At 67.4% G+C, this 18,042-nt stretch carries 19 protein-coding genes; 9 read left to right on the forward strand and 10 right to left on the reverse strand.

Annotated features, from left to right (window positions below):
• Positions 1-108: 108 nt before the first annotated feature.
• Positions 109-408 (reverse strand): hypothetical protein, encoded by a 300-nt coding sequence (locus BLU62_RS35130; RefSeq protein ID WP_483099067.1) that lies wholly within the window; start codon positions 406-408, stop codon positions 109-111.
• A gap of 144 nt (positions 409-552) precedes the next feature.
• Here BLU62_RS35130 and BLU62_RS28975 point away from each other — a divergent pair, with 144 nt between their 5' ends.
• On the forward strand, positions 553-1,101 hold the full coding sequence (locus BLU62_RS28975; protein ID WP_074853949.1) for a carboxymuconolactone decarboxylase family protein: 549 nt from the start codon (positions 553-555) through the stop codon (positions 1,099-1,101).
• A 42-nt stretch (positions 1,102-1,143) separates the two neighbouring features.
• Here the strand turns inward: BLU62_RS28975 and BLU62_RS28980 are convergent, their stop codons facing one another.
• The 3 genes from BLU62_RS28980 to BLU62_RS28990 are packed head-to-tail and all read right to left on the reverse strand — an operon-like array spanning position 1,144 to position 4,419.
• Positions 1,144-2,322: a thiolase domain-containing protein gene (locus BLU62_RS28980; RefSeq protein WP_074853950.1), complete on the reverse strand. Its 1,179-nt coding sequence runs from the start codon at positions 2,320-2,322 to the stop codon at positions 1,144-1,146.
• Complete coding sequence (locus BLU62_RS28985) at positions 2,322-3,371, reverse strand: thiolase domain-containing protein (protein ID WP_074853951.1); 1,050 nt, start codon at positions 3,369-3,371, stop codon at positions 2,322-2,324. The genes BLU62_RS28980 and BLU62_RS28985 overlap by 1 nt, the downstream gene beginning before the upstream one ends.
• 16 nt (positions 3,372-3,387) lie before the next feature.
• Complete coding sequence (locus tag BLU62_RS28990; protein WP_074853952.1) at positions 3,388-4,419, reverse strand: Zn-ribbon domain-containing OB-fold protein; 1,032 nt, start codon at positions 4,417-4,419, stop codon at positions 3,388-3,390.
• A gap of 92 nt (positions 4,420-4,511) precedes the next feature.
• On the opposite strand from BLU62_RS28990, the gene BLU62_RS28995 reads away from it, so the two are divergent.
• Positions 4,512-5,549, forward strand: coding sequence for an LLM class F420-dependent oxidoreductase (locus tag BLU62_RS28995; protein WP_074853953.1), 1,038 nt, complete (start codon positions 4,512-4,514; stop codon positions 5,547-5,549).
• A gap of 10 nt (positions 5,550-5,559) precedes the next feature.
• On the opposite strand, the gene BLU62_RS29000 is transcribed toward BLU62_RS28995, so the two are convergent.
• Positions 5,560-6,555 carry a TIGR03617 family F420-dependent LLM class oxidoreductase gene (locus BLU62_RS29000; RefSeq protein WP_074853954.1) on the reverse strand — a complete coding sequence of 332 codons (996 nt, stop codon included), beginning with the start codon at positions 6,553-6,555 and terminating at the stop codon, positions 5,560-5,562.
• A gap of 16 nt (positions 6,556-6,571) precedes the next feature.
• Positions 6,572-7,393, reverse strand: a complete 822-nt coding sequence (locus BLU62_RS29005; RefSeq protein WP_074853955.1) for a crotonase/enoyl-CoA hydratase family protein — start codon at positions 7,391-7,393, stop codon at positions 6,572-6,574.
• 61 nt (positions 7,394-7,454) lie between these two features.
• Between BLU62_RS29005 and BLU62_RS29010 the strand changes: the two genes are divergently transcribed.
• Together BLU62_RS29010 and BLU62_RS29015 are read left to right on the forward strand one after the other, a co-directional pair.
• The gene (locus BLU62_RS29010; protein ID WP_074853956.1) at positions 7,455-9,080 is read left to right on the forward strand and encodes an acyl-CoA synthetase; all 1,626 of its coding nucleotides are present in this window, start codon (positions 7,455-7,457) and stop codon (positions 9,078-9,080) included.
• A 21-nt stretch (positions 9,081-9,101) separates the two neighbouring features.
• Positions 9,102-10,241: an NAD(P)H-dependent flavin oxidoreductase gene (locus BLU62_RS29015; protein WP_074853957.1), complete on the forward strand. Its 1,140-nt coding sequence runs from the start codon at positions 9,102-9,104 to the stop codon at positions 10,239-10,241.
• 105 nt (positions 10,242-10,346) lie between these two features.
• On the opposite strand, the gene BLU62_RS29020 is transcribed toward BLU62_RS29015, so the two are convergent.
• On the reverse strand, positions 10,347-10,589 hold the full coding sequence (locus BLU62_RS29020; RefSeq protein ID WP_074853958.1) for a hypothetical protein: 243 nt from the start codon (positions 10,587-10,589) through the stop codon (positions 10,347-10,349).
• Positions 10,590-10,710: 121 nt separating this feature from the next.
• Between BLU62_RS29020 and BLU62_RS32990 the strand changes: the two genes are divergently transcribed.
• Positions 10,711-10,851, forward strand: coding sequence for a hypothetical protein (locus tag BLU62_RS32990; RefSeq protein ID WP_159441589.1), 141 nt, complete (start codon positions 10,711-10,713; stop codon positions 10,849-10,851).
• Between the two features lie 178 nt (positions 10,852-11,029).
• Here the strand turns inward: BLU62_RS32990 and BLU62_RS29030 are convergent, their stop codons facing one another.
• The 3 genes from BLU62_RS29030 to BLU62_RS29040 all read right to left on the reverse strand — a co-directional run bounded on the left by BLU62_RS29030 (position 11,030) and on the right by BLU62_RS29040 (position 15,044).
• The gene (locus BLU62_RS29030) at positions 11,030-12,559 is read right to left on the reverse strand and encodes a long-chain-fatty-acid--CoA ligase (protein WP_074853960.1); all 1,530 of its coding nucleotides are present in this window, start codon (positions 12,557-12,559) and stop codon (positions 11,030-11,032) included.
• A complete protein-coding gene (locus tag BLU62_RS29035; RefSeq protein ID WP_074853961.1) occupies positions 12,556-13,677 on the reverse strand; it encodes an acyl-CoA dehydrogenase family protein in 1,122 nt (373 codons plus the stop codon). Before BLU62_RS29035 ends, BLU62_RS29030 begins: the two co-directional genes overlap by 4 nt.
• Before the next feature lie 164 nt (positions 13,678-13,841).
• Complete coding sequence (locus BLU62_RS29040) at positions 13,842-15,044, reverse strand: acyl-CoA dehydrogenase family protein (RefSeq protein WP_074853962.1); 1,203 nt, start codon at positions 15,042-15,044, stop codon at positions 13,842-13,844.
• 145 nt (positions 15,045-15,189) lie between these two features.
• On the opposite strand from BLU62_RS29040, the gene BLU62_RS29045 reads away from it, so the two are divergent.
• From BLU62_RS29045 to BLU62_RS29060, 4 genes are all read left to right on the forward strand, one after another.
• Positions 15,190-15,384 carry a ferredoxin gene (locus BLU62_RS29045; protein WP_006866217.1) on the forward strand — a complete coding sequence of 65 codons (195 nt, stop codon included), beginning with the start codon at positions 15,190-15,192 and terminating at the stop codon, positions 15,382-15,384.
• An 82-nt stretch (positions 15,385-15,466) separates the two neighbouring features.
• Positions 15,467-16,357, forward strand: a complete 891-nt coding sequence (locus BLU62_RS29050; RefSeq protein ID WP_074853963.1) for a 3-oxoacyl-ACP reductase — start codon at positions 15,467-15,469, stop codon at positions 16,355-16,357.
• Between the two features lie 63 nt (positions 16,358-16,420).
• Entirely contained in the window at positions 16,421-17,185 is a 765-nt protein-coding gene (locus BLU62_RS29055) for an MlaE family ABC transporter permease (RefSeq protein ID WP_074853964.1), read from the forward strand.
• Between the two features lie 3 nt (positions 17,186-17,188).
• The gene (locus tag BLU62_RS29060; RefSeq protein ID WP_074853965.1) at positions 17,189-18,040 is read left to right on the forward strand and encodes an MlaE family ABC transporter permease; all 852 of its coding nucleotides are present in this window, start codon (positions 17,189-17,191) and stop codon (positions 18,038-18,040) included.
• The last annotated feature ends 2 nt before the right edge of the window (positions 18,041-18,042 follow it).

The following is an 18,042-nucleotide window of genomic DNA, read 5'->3' on the forward strand; positions in this document are numbered from 1 at the left end:
CGACGACGACATCGCCGCAGTTCTGGCCGGTTCCGACCGACCGGGATCGGTGGACCCCGACCTGGTGGTGATGGCCAACGCGTTCCGGCGGGAGCCGTCCGTGTCGACCTATGCCGCCGTCGAACGGCGGGTCGCAGAGTCGGGGCCGCGTGCGGCCGGTCGGTGGAGGTGGTCGATCGCGCAGGTCGCGGCGGCGGTGCTCGGACTCGTCCTCGTCGTCCACGGCGTGGTCAACATGGTTGCCGGCGAATGGATCTCGACCTCGCTCGGTGAGCCGTACAACCAGCACGCGATGATCGACGGCGGGCTGGCGTTCATGGCGATCGGGGCCGCGATCGCCGTGGCGTCGACGCGACGCAGGTGGTTGCCGGTCGCGGTCATCGTCGGGGTCCCGCTCGGACTGGTCATGGGCGGCCGGGGCGTGCACGAGCTCGGGGTCTTCGCGTGGGGAGCCGTCGCGCACGGGTCGGTCGGACTGGCGGCCATTGTGCTGCTCGTCACATACTTGATCGCATGGCGTTACAGCCGCCCGCGTCAACGGGAAGGACGGGTATGGGAGCACTACATCGAATCCGACACTTCGTCCGTGCGTTCGGACAGGCGAAACGTCATCGCACCGACCTCATCCGGCAGATCGGACGACGTCCGCTGCTCGCCGGGGCGACGGTCGGGGTGGAGACCGCGATGCTGCTGTCGAACAAGGTGGACCCGAAGCTCAAAGACCTCGCCGAACTCAAGACGGCGGGCCTGGTGAGTTGCGAGTTCTGCCTCGACATCGGTTCGGCACTGGCGACGAGCTCCGGCGTCACCGAACAGCAGATCCGCGACCTGCCGCGGTATCAGGACTCGGCGGCATACAGCGAGGTCGAGAAACTCGTCATCGCGTTCGCCGAAGCGATGACCCGGACCCCGGCGGTGGGTGATGACCTCGCCGACCTGCGTCGACGACTCTCCGAGCATCTGACCGACACGCAGATCGTCGAACTCGCGATGACCGTCGCCTGGGAGAACCAGCGGGCACGCCTCAACCAGTCTCTGGGTGTCCGTCCGACCGGGATGTCCGACGGCGCGGCCTGCGCTCTGCCCGAACGCGTTTCGTAGCATTCATGCGCTCATGGCGCGCATGAATGCTACGAAAACCGGTCAGTGGAGCGGTTTGTCGGCTCCGACGAGCCACATCGAGAAGTACTGTGAGCCACCGCCGTAGGCGTGACCCAGTGCCTTGCGGGCGCCGTCGACCTGGTGGTCGCCGGCCTTGCCCATGACCTGGATCGCGGCTTCGGCGAAGCGGATCATGCCCGACGCGCCGATCGGATTCGACGACAGCACGCCGCCCGAGGCGTTGAGCGGGATGCGGCCACCGATCTCGGTGTCGCCGGACTCGGTCAGCTTCCAGCCCTCGCCCTCGGCGGCGAACCCGAGGTTCTCCAGCCACATCGGTTCGAACCAGGAGAACGGCACATAGATCTCGGCGACGTCGATCTCCTCGAGCGGATTGCTGATCCCGCCCGACTTCCACAGGGCGGCAGCGGCATCCCGGCCGGCCTGCGGGCTGACCACGTTGCGATGTGCATACGACAGCGGCTCGGTGCGCATCGCGGTGGCGTGAATCCAGGCGACCGGGTGGCCGGCGGCGACCTGGTCATCGGCGACCTGCTCATCGCCGATGACCACGGCACATGCGCCGTCCGACGACGGGCACGTCTCGTCGTAGCGGATGGGGTCCCAGAGCATCTGCGAGCTCATGACCTTCTCGACGCTCTGATCCGGCTGATGAAGGTGTGCAAGGGGATTGAGTGCACCGTTGCGGCGGTCCTTGGCCGCGACCATGGCGCCGATGTGCTCGGGGGCACCCGACTGGCGGATGTACGCGCGCACGTGCGGTGCGAAGAAGCCGCCCGCACCGGCGCCGACCGGTTTGGTGAACGGCACCGGGATCGACAGTGCCCACATGGCGTTGGACTCGGACTGCTTCTCCCAGGCGACGGCGAGGACGCGCTTGTGGACCCCGGCGAAGACCAGGGATGCGGCGACGTTCGCCGTCGAGCCGCCGACCGAGCCGGCGGTGTGCACGCGGATCAGGCGCTTGCCGACCGCGCCGATGGCCTCGGCCATCGCCAGTTCGGGCATCATCGAGCCCTCGAAGAGGTCGGGGGCCTTGCCGATGACGATCGCGTCGATGTCGTCGAGGGAGACCTTGGAGTCGATCAGCGCGGCGTCGATGGCCTCGCGGACCATGCCGGCCATCGTGACATCGGATCGTTTTGCGACATAGCGGGTCTGGCCTGTACCGAGGACGGCCGCACGGTTCTTGTGTCCCATCAGTTCCCGCCTCCGGAGTTTTTCTGGTCGCTCAGGGTGACCACCATGTTCTGCTGCAGCAGCGGACCGCTCGACGCATGGGCGACGGCGCTTCCGGCGTTGCCGGCGAGGATCTCGTGTGCCGCATAGCCGATACGCTGCAGCCCCGCGGAGAACAGCGAGTTGCCGGCCAGCGCGCCGCCCGAGGGATTGATCCGCACCGAATCCGGGAGACCCAGAGCGTTGCGGACGATGATCTCCTGGTGCGAGTACGCCGCGTGGATCTCGGCGACGTCCACCGCGCGGCTGCCGTCGCCGAACGCGGTGTCGCCGGCGAGCTTGGTCGACGGCGAGACGGTGAGGTCCCGTGCCCCGAAGTTCGGGGTGTCGATCCGATGGTCCCAGCCGGTGACGAACGCCGGATTGGCCACCAGTTCACGGGCTTTGCGTTCGCTGGCGATGACGACCGCCGCTGCGGCGTCGGTGTAGGGCGCGATGTCGTGGCGGCGCAGGGGATTCGCGACGTAGTCGCTCGCCAGCAGGTCGTCGACGGAACCGCCGGACGTACGGGCGCCGATGGCGGCCATGTCGGCCTCGGTCCAGGTCCCGGCGTCGATGCCGGCCCGCGCCTGGAGAGCGGCGAGCGACCGGGCGTCGGGACGCAGCGGTGCGACCGTGTACGGGTCGGTCTGCAGTGCGAGGGTCTGGTCGGTGTTGCCTGCGGAGGCCTTGCCGAAGCCGTAGGCGAGCGCCAGGTCGACCTCGCCGGTGGCGATCTTCACCCAGGCCTCATAGAGCGCCCAGGCGCCGTCCATCTCGACGTGGGACTCGTTGATCGGCGGCATCGCGCCGATCGAGTCGATCGCCGAGATGAACGAGAAGGCCCGTCCGGCAAGATAATCCGACGATCCGCTGCACCAGAACTCGATGTCGGTGCGGGCGATGCCGAGTTCGGCGTAGAGCTTGTCGAAGCACGGGATGAGCATCTCGACGCCATTGGTGGTGCCGTGGGTGCCGACGACGTTGGGGCTGTGGGCGAACCCGATGATCGCGATCGGTGGCAGTGTCATCAGAGGTGGTCCTTCGTCACAGGTGGGCTCGGTAGGTCTCGTACTCGGCATCGGGTTCGCCGGTGGGTGCGAAGTGGCTGATGTTGCCGATCGAGTGTTCCCACTCGTCCTCGGGCAGCCAGACGGCCTTGACGCGCATGCCCATTCGGACATCGGCGGCCTCGCAGTCGAGGATCAGGTGCAGGAAGGGGATGTCCGCACCGTCGAGCAACACATATGCGGCGACGTAGGGCGGCTTGATCCGCTGTCCCTGGAACGGCACGTTGACGATGCAGAACGTCGTCACGATGCCGGTGTGCGCGAGTTCGACGCGCTCGACGGCCCGTGACCCGTCGGCGGGACTCACCCCGCGGGGCGGGAAGTAGACGCGGCCGGCATCGACTCCCGAACCGATCCGGGTTCCGATCAGCTTGCCCGCCTTGAGGCCCTCGAGGTAGACGGACTCCTCCTCGTTGGCGGAGTGCGTGATCTCGGTCGTGACGGGTGTAGGGATGACGACGAGCCCGTCCTCGGCGCCTTTGGGGGCGTCGGCGGTGTTCTCCGGCGCGGCCTGGGGGCTCTCGCCGGGTGCGAAGTACGCGATGTCGTCGATCCGGCCGATCCGGGCGGCGGAGAAGACCGCGTGCACCCGCTGGCCGGTCGAGATGTCCGACGCGGAGTCCACCGAAACCGCGTGCAGCAGTGCGGTGTCCGCGCCGTCGAGTTTGATCAGGGCCCACGCGAAGGGCTTGTCGAGCGGCTGTCCGGGGACGGGATCGTCGTGCCATGTCCAGCTGGTGACGGTGCCGACGCTCGAGACCTCCACGATCTCCGTCGACTGCTTGCCGGTGACGGGATCGAACTCGACGGGCGGCACGGAGACCTTGCCGTCGCTGCCCTTCGACCCGACGATGCGGCCGTCGCGCAGTGCGAGCGCGAACTGGCTCAGCACCGGACCCAGCGACCGTGTGTAGTCGAAGGAGTTGATCAGGGGAGCGGTCAGGATCGGGGACTTCGGCTCGGGCACCTCGGCAGTGGGACTGCCGGCGGCCGGAGACGTTACGCTCATGCTCACATCTCGAGTAGAACACGTTCTAGTATTGGAAACAAGACGCATGTCAGGCCGTGGGAATCTCCGTGGCCCGGCGAGAGGGGAGTGCGATGAAGCTCGGTCTGCAACTCGGATATTGGGGTGCCGATCCGATCCCGAACGCGCCGGAGTTGATCGCGGTGGCCGAGGAATGCGGGTTCGACGCGGTGTTCACCGCGGAGTCCTGGGGGTCCGACGCGTATACGCCGCTCGCGTGGTGGGGTGCGGCGACCTCGCGCATCCGATTGGGTACCGCGGTGGCCCAGTTGTCGGCGCGGCCGCCGACGTCGCTGGCGATGCACGCGCTCACCCTCGATCACCTGTCGAGCGGCCGGCACATCGTCGGACTCGGTGTCTCCGGTCCGCAGGTGGTGGAGGGGTGGTACGGCGAACCGTTCGCAAAACCGTTGGCGCGCACCCGCGAATACGTTCAGGTGGTGCGTGACGTACTCGCCCGCGCCGACAAGGTCACGAACGACGGGCCGCACTATCCGCTGCCGTATCCGGCCGATGGACCCGGCGCCACCGGACTCGGCAAACCGCTCAAGCCGATCACGCATCCGCTGCGCGCCGACCTCCCGATCTGGCTGGGTGCCGAGGGGCCGAAGAACGTCGCGCAGACCGCCGAGATCGCCGACGGCTGGCTCGCCATCTTCTTCAGCCTCGGACTCGCCGACCAGTACAACTCCTGGCTCGACGAGGGATTCGCCCGGCCGGGTGCTCGTCGAAGTCGTGAGGACTTCGAGGTCGCCGCCACCGTGCAGGTCGTCATCACCGACGACGTGGCGTCGGCGATCGAACGGTACCGGCCGTCGACCGCGCTGTACGTCGGCGGGATGGGCGCCAAGGAGAAGAACTTTCACGCCGAGCTCTACAAGCGGATGGGATACGGCGACGCGGTCGACGAGATCGTCGGCCTGTTCCTGAGCGGCAAGAAGGCCGAGGCGATGGCCGCTGTGCCCGACGAGATGGTCCGCGAGACGATGCTCGTGGGTACCGCCGACGAGGTCCGCGCGCAGATCAAGGAGTGGGAGGCCGCGGGCGTCACCATGCTGATGGTCACCGCACGCGACACCGACACGATCCGGCAGCTGGCGGCGCTGGTGTAGCGACTCGGGGTCAGAGGCTGTCCATGATCTCCGCGAGCGTCTCGTCGGCGAGCGGAAACGGTTGGTAGATGGCCACATCCGTGGCGATGTCGTGCGACCGTGCCCGGATCGTCGCGGCGACATCCCGGGGGCTGCCGTGGGCGGCGATGAGTTCGAGCAGATCGTCGTCGACGAGCCCGACCATCTCGGCCCAGCGGCCCTGCTTGGACAACAGGTTCAGCTCGGTCTGGAGGTCGCCGTAACCGTGCATCTCGAGCACCGGTCGATAGGCGGGTGTCGAACCGTAGAACGAGAGCAGGCGCCGGGCCGCGTCGACGGAGGTGTCGAACTCCTCCTCGGTGCGGCCGGTGGCCACGATGATCTCCGGGACCACCGAGAAGTCCGCACGGGTGCGCCCGGACGCGGCGAGTCCGGCGTCGACGCGCGGCAGGATCGATTCGCGAACGAATCTGTCGGTGGTGAACGGCATCACCAGCAGGCCGTCGGCATGTTCGGCGACCGCGCGGGTGAGGCGCGGCCCCAACGCGCCGACGAAGATGGGCGGCACCCCGTGCGGGTTGGGTCCCGGGTTGAACATCGGCGTCATGAGTCGATGGCGGTAGAACTCGCCGTCGAAGTCCAGGCGGGTGCCGTTCTGCCAGCAGTCGAAGATCGCGCGCAAAGCGGAGACGAACTCGACCATCCGGTCGACCGGACGCTCGAACGGAACCCCGAACCGCTTCTCGATCTGCGGGCGGATCTGGGTGCCCAGGCCGAGGGTGAACCGGCCGCCGCTGAGTAGTTGCAGATCGTTGGCCTGGTGGGCGAGCGTGATCGGATTGCGCGGAAACGCGATGGCGACGTTGGTCATCAGCGCGACGTCGGCGACGCCGGCCGCGCCGAACAGCGGACTGAAGACGTCGTGCGGACCGTCGAAGGTGAAGACCCCGTCGAGCCCGACGTCTCGCAGTGCGTGGGTGCGTTCGGCCGCCTGCTGCGGGCCGAAGAGCGCGGTGTGGATTCTCACCGGTGGTGGGTGGCCCTCACTCGCCGGTGAACTCCGGGGTGCGCTTCTCGGCGAACGCGCGGGGGCCGACCTTGGCGTCCTTCGACTTGAAGACCGCGACGCCGATCTCGGCGTCGAGCTCGAAGGCATCGAGTTCGTGCAGGCCCTCGGTGTCGCGGATGGTCTTGAGGATGCCCTGGACGGCGAGCGGGCCGTTGGCGGCGATCTTCTCGGCGAGTTCGAGCGCCTTGTCGAGGGCTTTGCCGTCGTCGACGACGTGCCCGATGAGGCCGTACTCGAGGGCTTCGCGCGCGGTGACGTGACGGCCGGTGAGCAGGATGTCGCAGGCGACGGTGTACGGGATCTGGCGAACGAGTCGCACGGCGCTGCCGCCCATCGGGTACAGGCCCCAACGTGCTTCGGAGACACCGAACTTCGCGCTCTCACCGGCGATGCGGATGTCGGTGCCCTGCAGGATCTCGGTGCCGCCGGCGATGGCCGGGCCCTCGACCGCGGCGATGAGCGGTTTGGTGAGACGACGCCCCTTCAGCAGGGCCGGCAACGAGGCGGGGTTCCAGGCGCCGGAGTCGACGGTGTCGCCGGGGGCCTTCTTGTTCATGCTCTTCAGGTCGGCGCCCGCGCAGAAGTAGCCGCCCGCGCCGGTGAGGATCGCGACCCGGATGTCGGGATCGGAGTCGACCTGGTCCCAGGCCTCGGTCATGATCCGCATCATCTCGGTGGACAGCGCGTTACGCGCCTCCGGACGGTTCATCGTGACGATGAGGATGTGCCCGCGCTTCTCGACGAGGCACTCGGGAGCCCTGTCGGTGACGGACTCGGTGGGGGTGGCTGTGGTCATCGCTGTCTCCCGGTCATATTCCGCACTTGCCCAGAACGGTAACACGTTCTAATTTTGAGCCATGGCCTATACGATCGCCGACCTCATCGAGCATGCCGTCGACCTTGTTCCCGAGCGCGTCGCCCTGGAATCCGGCGACCGCTCCCGGACCTATGCCGAACTCGAGGCGCGGTCCAATGCCCTCGCCCACAAGCTCCGCGAGCTGGGTGTGCAGCCCGGCGATCGGGTGGGCCTGTACAGCAGAAACACCATCGAGTCGGTCGAGTCGATGATCGCCATCTTCAAGGCCCGGGCGGTCATGGTGAACGTCAACTACCGTTACGTCGAGGCCGAGCTCGAACACATCTTCACCGACTCCGGGCTGAAGGTGCTGATCCATGAGCGCCGCTTCGCGGGACGAGTGTGCAACACGTTACCGAAATCGCCCGCGATCGAGTACCGCATCGCCATCGAGGACGGCTCGTCGGAAGACCTGTGCTGTGAGGGTCACGGCGACGCGATCCGGTTCGAGGACGCGATCGCCGGATCGTCGGCGGAACGCGATTTCGAGGACCGCTCGAACGACGACCTGTACATGCTCTACACCGGCGGCACGACCGGGAAACCCAAGGGCGTCGTCTGGCGCCAAGAGGATGTGTGGCGGGTCCTCGGTGGCGGAATCGACTGGTACACCAGCGAACCCGTGCCCGACGAGTGGCACCTGGCGAAGACCGGTGCCGAGGGCGGCCAGCTCGTGCGGTACCCGATCCCGCCGTTCATCCACGGCGGCTCCCAGTGGGCCATCTTCCAGTCGCTGTTCGCCGGCGGAAAAGCGGTGGTGTACCCCGAATTCAGCGGCTCGTCGGCCTGGGAGATCGTCGAACGGCACAAGGTCAACGTCGTGTTCATCACCGGAGATGCCATGGGGCGCCCCATGGTCGAGGCGCTGGGGCAGGGCAAGGAGTACGACCTGTCGAGCGTCCTCTCCATCGCCTCGTCGGCCTGCCTCTTCTCGCCGAGCGTGAAAGAGCAGTTCCTGGAACGATTCCCGAACGCGGTGATTGTCGATGCGATCGGCTCGTCGGAAACCGGCTTCGGCGGTCTGGGCATCGTCGCGAAGGGCACGCCGCACACCGGTGGCCCGCGCGTGAACGCCGACAGCGAGACCCACGTTCTCCGCGAGGACGGTACGCCGGTGGAGCCGGGCAGCGGCGAGGTCGGGGTGTTGGCGCGGTCCGGGCATGTGCCGCTGCGCTATCACAACGATCCGGAGAAGTCGGCGAAGACGTTCAAGGTCTTCGACGGCGTGCGCTATTCGCTGCCCGGCGACAACGCGGTACTCGAGGCAGACGGCAGCATCACCATGCTCGGCCGCGGCTCGGTGTCGATCAACACCGGCGGCGAGAAGGTCTTCCCCGAAGAGGTCGAGGGTGCGCTCAAGGCACATCCCGACGTCTTCGACACCGTCGTGGTGGGCGTCGCCGACGACCGCTGGGGTCAGCGGGTCGCCGCGGTGATCGCGGGCCGCGACGGAGCACGCCCCACCCTGGAGAGCCTCAACGACGTGGTGCGCAAGGAACTGGCGGGCTACAAGTGCCCGCGCAGCGTCTGGTTCGTCGACGAGATCAAGCGGTCGCCCGCAGGTAAACCCGACTATCGCTGGGGGGCGGCGGTCACCGCCGAACGACCCGCCGACGAGGCGCTGTAGCGCCGGAAACGAGAAGAGCAGATGCGTACCGAACTGGCCGACAAGTTCGGCATCGAATACCCGATCTTCGGTTTCACCCCCAGTCAGGACGTCGCGGCGGCGATCAGCCGAGCCGGTGGACTCGGCGTGCTCGGCTGCGTGCGTTTCAACGAGGCCGAGGAGCTCGACGAGGTCCTCGAGTGGATGCACGAGAACACCGACGGCAAGCCGTTCGGCGTCGACATCGTGATGCCGGCCAAGATCCCCACCGAGGGTTCCAAGGTCGACCTGGATTCGATGATCCCGCCGGAGCATCGGGCGTTCGTCGAGCGCACCCTCGATGATCTCGGTGTTCCGCCATTGCCCGGTGAGGACCGCGTCAACGCGGGCGTCCTGGGCTGGCTGCATTCGGTGGCGCGTTCACACGTCGACGTCGCGATGGAGCACCGTCGTAAGTACGGGCAGATCAAGCTGATCGCGAATGCACTCGGTTCGCCGCCGGCGGATGTCATCCAGACCTCCCACGACAACGGCGTGCTGGTCGCGGCGCTGGCCGGCGCGAAAGATCATGCGCTGCACCACGTCGAGGCCGGCGTCGACATCGTCATCGCCCAGGGCTACGAGGGAGGCGGCCACACCGGCGAGGTCACCTCGATGATCCTGTGGCCCGAACTCGTCGACGCGGTCGGCGACACCGCACCTGTGCTCGCCGCCGGCGGCGTCGGAAGTGGGCGTCAGATCGCCGCCGCCATCGCGCTCGGTGCGCAGGGCGTGTGGATGGGCACGTACTGGCTGACCGCCGCCGAGTACAAACTCGGCGTACCCGAGGGCTCGGACCAGCCGTCGACCGTGCAGCAGGCGCTACTCAAGGCGACGTCGCGGGACACGGTGCGTCGTCGTATCTACTCCGGCAAGCCGGCGCGGCTGCTGAAGACCGCCTGGACCGATGCCTGGGACGCCGAGAACGCTCCCGACCCGCTGCCGATGCCACTGCAGAACCTGCTGGTCGCCGAGGCGCACGCACGGATCTCGGCGGCCGACAATCCCGACGTCGTCGCGATGCCTGCCGGCCAGATCGTCGGACGTTGCAACGCGATCACCCCGGTCGCCGACCTCATCGCCGACCTCGTCAGCGAGTACGAGGAAGCAGTCGGCCGGATGAACAAGACACTCCACGGCTGACCCGCCCCACAAACCCACCCTTTTTCGACAAACCCAGCACCCGGTCGGGTGGTGATTCTGCCGAAAAGGGGTGAGTTTGCGTGGACTAGCGCGAACCCGTCGGCCCTAGTTCAGAAAGAAGACGCCTGCTACAGCAAAGCCCACGACGAAGACCAGGGTGCCGGTCGCGATGCCGGTGCTCACTTGTCGCGTGCGTCCGTGGGCGACGGTTCCGACCGCGCCGATGACGAGGAGCAGGACGACGAACACGAGACCGAGGCCCCACAACAGTGCGTAAGCGAGAATCGAAACGGCCAGTGCCGCAGTCGCCGCGAACGGGGTTGCCGGACCGAAAAAGCGTTTGTCCATTTCGCTAGGCTCCTAACGGAATCAGGACGATGCCGCTGACGCATGCGGCGGCCGCGACGACTCGTCCCCACGGCCAGGTGCGTGGAGAGACCAAGAGCCCGCCCCGGTGACGAGGACCGCGGTGACGAGCACCAGGAACACGACCAACCCATTCGCGTCGAACAGGGACGGCACGCCGACGATCAAACCTACGAGGGCAACCACCGCGAAACGTCTGACCGGCATACGCGCGCTGTCCTGGACCGCCGTCGGATTCCACTGAAGGAGCGCGCGATTGTTCGGACATCGTCCCTCCCCTGAGCCTCCTGCTGACGCTCACACGGTAACGCCGGAGGACCGTGGCGCCGAACCGGTGTCCACATGCCCCGCAAACCCACCCCTTTTCCGTAAATCCGCCCCGTGAGCGAGGGGCGTGTTTACGGAAAAGGGGTGGGTTTGCGCTACGGGTAGTAGGCGCGGCCTTCGCGCCGCCAGGTCGGCGGCTCTGGATTCGCCGCGAGCAGGCGCTTCACCGTCTTGAACGTCGCGGTCTCGGGAAGCGAGTCGACGATCCGCACGCGATGCGGCCACTGTTTCGGGCCGAGATCGTCCTGCGCGGAGAGGAACTCGGTGAACTCACCGGAATCGAGGTCGCCGTCCGCGACGACCACCGCCTCGATCTCGTCGCCGATCTCCACCGGTATCCCGTGCACCGCGACCTGCCGGATCTGCGGATGCCGCAGCAGGATTCGTTCGATGGGACCGGTACCGAGGTTCTCGCCGTCGACGCGCAGCCAGTCACCGAGGCGGCCGGCGAAGTGTAGGTACCCGTCGTCGTCGACCCAGGCCAGGTCGCCCGTGTGGTAGATGCCGCCGCGCATGCGCTCGGCGGTCGCGTCCGGGTCGTTGTAATAACCGGCGAACAGTCCCGGACCGGAAGAGTTCACGATCTCGCCGATCGCGCCGGTCGGCACGGGTTCTCCGGTCTCGACGTCGACGACGGCCGTCGGTGCACGAAGCGGACCCAGCGCGTCGTGCGGGGTGTCCGGCGTGCGCGTGATGGCGACACCGCCTTCGGTGGAACCGAATCCGTCGACGACTCGGCAACCGAACCTCTCGGTGAAGCGCTGCCGGTCGACCGCCGACGCCTCGTTGCCGTACATGATCCGCAGCGAACTCGATGCGTCGTCGGGATGCGGGTCGGTGGCGAGGATGTAGTTGAGCGGCTTGCCGACGTAGTTGGCGTAGGTCACGCCATAGCGGTGGAGGTCGGCGACGAAGCCGCGTGCGGAGAAGCTGCGGCGCAGAGCGATCGACGCGCCGCCGGCGACTGCCACACTCCAGCCCGCGATCATCGCGTTCGAGTGGAACATCGGCATCGACAGATAGACGACGTCGTCGGCGCCGATCTCGAAACGCTCGGCGAGCATCGGTCCGCTGACCGCGAAGGTGCGATGCTTGCAGCGAACGGCCTTCGGGTCGCCGGTGGTTCCCGAGGTGAAGATCAGCATCAGCAGGTCGTCGGGCGCGGCGTCGACGACAGGTGCCGCGAGATCGTCGGACAGAGCCGCTGACCACTCCGGACCATCGACGTCGACGACGCGGACATCACCGAGATCGACGTCGGCGAGCAGGTCGCGGGTGTCGCTGCCGCACAGCACGATCTGGCAGTCGGCGCGCGCGACGTCGGCGGCCAGCGCGGTGCCGCGTCGGGTCGTGTTCAGCCCGACGAGCACGAAGCCGTGCCGCGCAGCTGCCGCGAACAGGGCGCTGAACTCCGGTGTGTTGGAGAGCAGTACGCCGACATGGGGAGGTCGGTCCGGCGACAACCACTCGAGCAGCACACCGGCTCGCGCCGCGGCATCGTGCAGATGGCGTGCCCAGGGCGTGAACTCCTCCTCGAAGTGCACCCCGCGGTCGGTGACCTCTGTCAGGTCGGCGAGCAGGCCGGTGACCGTGGTCGGCTGGGTCACGGCTCCGGGAACACTCACGCCGGGGTGGCGGCCAACTCGGAGCCGATCGCACGCACCGACGCCGTCGCGGAACCGTAGGCGAACTCGTTGTGCTTGGCGCGCAGGAAGTATCGATGGACCGGATGGCTGGTGTCCAGACCGACGCCGCCATGGACATGGACCGTCGTGTGCGCGACCCGATGACCCGCCTCGGCAGCCCAGAACTTGGCGGTGGCGATCGCGTTGTGGACCTCGGTGGCGTTGTCGGAGTTCGCCAGCAGCCAGGACGCCTGCGTGGTGGTGAGCGAGAGGCCCTGGGCATCGATGTATCCGTCGGCCAGACGCTGGGCGACGGCCTGGAACGAACCGATCGCACGGCCGAACTGCTCGCGCTCACGGGCGTATTCGGCGGTCAGTTCGAGTGCGCGCTGCACGACGCCCGACTGCTCGGCGCTACAGGCCAGCGTGGCCCGTGCCCACAGGGCCCCGGCCACGTCGACACCTGTCAGCACGGCGTCGGAATCGACCGGCACGGCGTCGAACTCGACCTGTGCGGTGGGGATCAGTCCGGTCGCTCCCGTGGGCGTCACCCGGACGCCGCTCGCGTCGGTGGGAACGGCGACCACCACGACGCCGTCGGGTCCGAGGGCATTGACCAGCAACAGATCGGCGGCCTCGGCGTAGGGCACATTGACCTTGACGCCGGACAGTCGCGAACCGTCGGACGAGAGGGTGGTGGTGGGGGAGTCGGCGGGCGAACCGAGGTCCTCCTCGATGGCCACCGAGACGACGACGCCGCCCGCGGCCCCCGAAGCCAGCACCCGCTGGCGGAGGCCCGCCGACCCGTGAGCTGCGATCACCGGCAGCGCCGCGACCGCGTGCGGCCCGAACGGAACCCGCGCGAGCACTCGTCCGAGTTCGGTTGCGACCAGCGTGTTCTCGACGACGCTCAGATCGCCACCCGCATCGCCCACGAGCTCCGCGGACAACTCGAGCCCCAGCAGACCGGCGCTGCCGAGTTGCTGCCAGAGGTCGGCGTCGATCGGTGCGCCGGTGGATTCGAGGTCGGCGACGCGTTCGGGCGTGCTGACGGCGGTGGCGATGTCGCGGGCCAGGCCGCGGACGTCGTCACCGGATTCGGGGAGGGAGAAGTCCATGGTTGCGTCTCCATGTTCGGGATCTGTGTGGTTTCGATACGCCTCGTGCTCGCTGCGCTCGCTCGGGGCTACTCAGCCAGCGGGGGTGGCTTGTTCGGGGCTGCTCAACCAGCGGGGGGTTGGGGCCGGCTCGGGGCTACTCAACCAGCGGGGGGCGGGTGGGGTCAGCGACGCTGATGCGGCAGGCCGAGGGCGAGCATGGCGATGATGTCGCGCTGGACCTCGTTGGTCCCGCCGCCGAAGGTGAGGATCAGCGAGGTGCGCTGGAAGCGTTCGAGCCGACCGTTGAGGTGGGTGCCGGGGCTTCCCGTGCGCAGCGTCGCGGCCGGTCCGACGACCTCCATCAGCAACCGATAGGCCTCGGTGGCGAACTCGGTGCCGTACACCTTGGTCGCCGAGGCGTCGGCGGGGCTCGGCGCCTCGCCGGAGCCGGCAATCGAGGCGATCTTCCAGTTGATGAGCTTGAGGAACTCGACCTTCGCGTGCACCCGGGCGAGGTTCTGCTGTACCCACGGGGCATCGATGACACGGTGGCCGTCGCCGGTCTTGGTGTGCTGCGCCCATGCGATGGTCTCGCGCAACGCGGTCTGGATCGGTGCCGCGCTGCACAGGGCGACCCGCTCGTTGTTGAGCTGGTTGGTCACCAGCGGCCACCCGCCGCCCTCGTCGCCGACGATCGCCGACGTCGGTACCCGCACGTCCTGGTAGTAGGTGGCGCTGGTGTCGACACCCGACATGGTGTGCACCGGGGTGTAGCTGAAACCCTCGGCCGTGGTCGGCACGATGAGCACCGAGATGCCCTTGTGCTTCTTGCCGCCTTCCTGCAGCGTCGACGGATCTGTCCGGCAGGCGAGCCAGATGTAGTCGGCGTAGGGGACCAGGCTCGTCCACATCTTCTGGCCGTTGATCACGTAGTCGTCGCCGTCGCGGACCGCGGTGGTGCGCAACGCGGCGAGGTCGGTGCCGGCGCCCGGCTCCGAGTAGCCGATGGAGAAGTGCAGCTTGCCTGCGGCGATGCGCGGCAGGAAGAACGCCTTCTGTTCCTCGGTGCCGTAGTGCATGATCGTCGGCGCCACGGAGTTGATGGTGAGGAAGGGGACGGGGGCACCTGCGATGGCGGCCTCGTCGGTGAAGATCAGCTGATCCATCATCGACCGGTTCTGGCCGCCGAACTCGGTGGGCCAGCCCAGAGCGAGCCATCCGTCGGCACCCATCTGCTCGACGACGTCGCGGTAGGCATCACCTTCGCCGAGCTCGCCGTCGCCGCCGGACAGCGCCGCCCGACGCTCCTCGGTCATCAGGTTCGAGAAGTAGGCGCGGAGCTCCCGCCGGAGCTCGGATTGTTGATCGGTATAGGCGATTCGCATCGAAACTCCATGGGTGGGTGGCTAGCGTCCGGTCCCCGCTTGTGGTCAAGTTATGGGGGTAAGGCTCGTCTAGTTTCTGAAACACGTTCTAACCTGTTCTGGCAGCCCCGTCAACAGGCGACGAGCCGGTGAGGAGAGGGTTCTGATGCGTATCAAGGCAGATTTCGACCTTTGCGAGTCCAACGCCATCTGTGTGGGGATGGCGCCGGATTTCTTCGACCTGGATGACGACGACTACCTGGTCATTCTGCAGGAGGAGATCCCTGCGGACCGCGTCGAGGAACTGCGGCAGGTGGCGGCCAACTGCCCCAAGTCCGCACTCTCGGTCGAAGAGGACTGACAGCGGCGGTATTCCCGTTCGGTTCCATCCGATCGGGAATCATGCTAGAACAGGTTCTAGTTTTAGCTCAGGAGGATGTCGGGTGGGTTACTCGTTGGACGGACGCGTCGCGGTCGTCACCGGTGCAGGTGCAGGTCTCGGTCGATCGGAGGCCATCGGTCTCGCGGCGGAAGGTGCCGCGGTCGTGGTGAACGACCTTCCGGCGGCGCTCGATTCGAGCGATGTCATCGACACGATCACGTCGGCCGGTGGCCGCGCGATCGCCATCGCGGGTGACATCGGCGACTCGTCCACCGCGAGCGCGATCATGACCGCGGCGACCGAGCAGCTCGGTTCGCTCGACATCGTCGTGAACAACGCGGGCGTGGTCCGCGACAAGATGCTGTTCAACATGACCGACGACGACTGGGATCTGGTCATCCGCGTGCACCTGCGGGGCCACTTCCTGCTCAACCGCAATGCGGCGTCGCACTGGCGTGCGGCGTCGAAGGCCGCTGGTGGTCCGGTCTACGGCCGGATCATCAACACCTCCTCGGAAGCGGGCCTGCTCGGTCCCGAGGGGCAGGCCAACTACGGTGCCGCCAAGGCCGGCATCACCGCGCTCACGCTGTCCGCGTCGCGAGCACTCAAGCGTTACGGCGTCCGCGCCAACGCCATCTGCCCGCGCGCGCGGACCGCGATGACCGCGGACGTCTTCGGAGAGGCGCCCACCGACGGCGTCGATCCGCTCGATCCAGCACATGTGGTCCGGCTCGTGACCTACCTCGCCGGACCCGAGGCCGACGGCGTCACCGGTCAGGTGTTCGTCGTGTACGGCCCCAAGGTCACCCTCATGGCGGCACCCACGATCGACGAGGTGTTCTCCGCCGACGGCGATGCATGGGACTCCGAGGATCTGGCCAAGACCCTCACGGGCTACTTCGCCGACCGCGATCCGGGACGCACATTCTCGGCAAGCGCTCTGGTCAACTGACCATTTCGTCGAGTTTCTGCGTGATAGGTTTCGCGATGGTGCGAGGGTGAAGGGGGTCCGCTTGTGCTGAACAAACTTGCAACGCCCCTCGGGGGGATCGGCGACTTCGTCGCGCTGGGTGTCGAATCGGCGCGCGAGTTGTTCCATCGCCCGTTCCAGTGGCGGGAGACCGTCGAACAGTCGTGGGCGATCGCCCGCGTGTCGATGGTGCCGACGCTGCTCGTCGCCATCCCGTTCACGGTGCTCGTGAGCTTCACGCTGAACATCCTGCTGCGCGAGATCGGTGCGCAGGACCTGTCCGGCGCCGGCGCGGCCCTGGGCACGATCACCCAGATCGGCCCGATCGTGACCGTGCTGATCGTCGCGGGCGCCGGTGCCACCGCCATCTGCGCCGACCTCGGAGCCCGCACGATCCGCGAAGAGATCGACGCGATGAAGGTCTTGGGCATCAACCCGATCCACCGTCTCGTCGTCCCGCGCATCGTGGCGTCGACGGGCGTCGCCCTGCTGCTGAACAGTCTCGTCTGCACCATCGGCATCGGCGGCGGCTTCATCTTCTCCGTCTATCTCCAAGACGTGAACCCGGGCGCCTTCGTGGCCAACCTGACCCTGCTCACCGGCTTCGGTGAGCTGATGATCTCCATGGTCAAGGCCGCCTTGTTCGGTCTCTTCGCCGGCATGGTTGGCTGTTACCAGGGACTCAACGTCAAGGGAGGCGCGAAGGGTGTCGGCGACGCCGTCAACGAGACAGTCGTGTACTCGTTCATGGCACTGTTCGTCGTCAACGTCGTCGTCACCGCCGTCGGACTCAAGGCAACGGCGGGCTGAGCGATGGTACTTCCCTTCACAACTCGCTTCCGCACCGCGCGCGTCGCGGTGAAACGCGCCGGCGAGGACTGGGATCAGATCGGCGATCAGGCACTGTTCTACTGGGACAGCGTCGTGTCGATCCCCCGGGCGATCAAGCAGTACAAGAAGGAGACCCTGCGGCTCATCGCCGAGATCTCCATGGGCACGGGGGCGCTCGCCATGATCGGCGGCACCGTCGTGGTCGTCGGCTTCCTGACGCTGTTCACCGGCGGCACCATCGCCGTCCAGGGCTACAGCTCGCTGGCCAACATCGGCGTCGAGGCGCTCACCGGCTTCTTCTCGGCCTTCATCAACGTGCGTATCGCGGTGCCGGTGATCTCCGGCATCGCGTTGGCCGCGACCATCGGCGCCGGTGCGACCGCGCAGCTCGGCGCCATGCGGGTGTCCGAGGAGATCGACGCGCTCGAGACGATGGCCATCTCCTCGATCCCGTACCTGGTCAGCACCCGGATCATCGCCGGCCTGATCGCGATCATCCCGCTGTACGCACTGGCCTCGCTCGCCTCGTTCCTCGCGAGCCGCTCGGCGACGGTGTTCCTCTACGGACAGTCACCGGGTGTGTACGACCACTACTTCGACACCTTCCTGATCCCGTCGGACATCCTGTGGTCGTTCGTCCAGGCCATCTGCATGGCCGTGGCGGTCATGCTCATCCACACCTACTACGGCTACAACGCCTCCGGTGGCCCGGTCGGCGTCGGCGTCGCGGTGGGGAACGCGGTCCGCGCATCGCTCGTTGTTGTGGTCGTGATCACACTGCTCACCTCCCTCGCCATCTACGGCGCGGACGGCAAGTTCAACCTGGCGGGCTGAAC

Source organism: Gordonia westfalica (genome assembly GCF_900105725.1).
In the GTDB taxonomy this organism is placed as follows: Bacteria; Actinomycetota; Actinomycetes; order Mycobacteriales; family Mycobacteriaceae; genus Gordonia; species Gordonia westfalica.

Bases quoted from the DNA above. Each gene is read 5' to 3' on its own strand.
- BLU62_RS29015 (WP_074853957.1), top strand. From the start codon at position 9,102: ATGCGTACCGAACTGGCCGACAAGTTCGGCATCGAATACCCGATCTTC.
- BLU62_RS28990 (WP_074853952.1), bottom strand. From the start codon at position 4,419: ATGAGCGTAACGTCTCCGGCCGCCGGCAGTCCCACTGCCGAGGTGCCC.
- BLU62_RS29045 (WP_006866217.1), top strand. From the start codon at position 15,190: ATGCGTATCAAGGCAGATTTCGACCTTTGCGAGTCCAACGCCATCTGT.
- BLU62_RS28980 (WP_074853950.1), bottom strand. From the start codon at position 2,322: ATGGGACACAAGAACCGTGCGGCCGTCCTCGGTACAGGCCAGACCCGC.
- BLU62_RS29010 (WP_074853956.1), top strand. From the start codon at position 7,455: ATGGCCTATACGATCGCCGACCTCATCGAGCATGCCGTCGACCTTGTT.
- BLU62_RS29035 (WP_074853961.1), bottom strand. From the start codon at position 13,677: ATGGACTTCTCCCTCCCCGAATCCGGTGACGACGTCCGCGGCCTGGCC.
- BLU62_RS29005 (WP_074853955.1), bottom strand. From the start codon at position 7,393: ATGACCACAGCCACCCCCACCGAGTCCGTCACCGACAGGGCTCCCGAG.
- BLU62_RS28985 (WP_074853951.1), bottom strand. From the start codon at position 3,371: ATGACACTGCCACCGATCGCGATCATCGGGTTCGCCCACAGCCCCAAC.
- BLU62_RS29040 (WP_074853962.1), bottom strand. From the start codon at position 15,044: ATGCGAATCGCCTATACCGATCAACAATCCGAGCTCCGGCGGGAGCTC.
- BLU62_RS29020 (WP_074853958.1), bottom strand. From the start codon at position 10,589: ATGGACAAACGCTTTTTCGGTCCGGCAACCCCGTTCGCGGCGACTGCG.
- BLU62_RS35130 (WP_483099067.1), bottom strand. From the start codon at position 408: ATGACCAGTCCGAGCGGGACCCCGACGATGACCGCGACCGGCAACCAC.
- BLU62_RS28995 (WP_074853953.1), top strand. From the start codon at position 4,512: ATGAAGCTCGGTCTGCAACTCGGATATTGGGGTGCCGATCCGATCCCG.
- BLU62_RS29060 (WP_074853965.1), top strand. From the start codon at position 17,189: ATGGTACTTCCCTTCACAACTCGCTTCCGCACCGCGCGCGTCGCGGTG.
- BLU62_RS28975 (WP_074853949.1), top strand. From the start codon at position 553: ATGGGAGCACTACATCGAATCCGACACTTCGTCCGTGCGTTCGGACAG.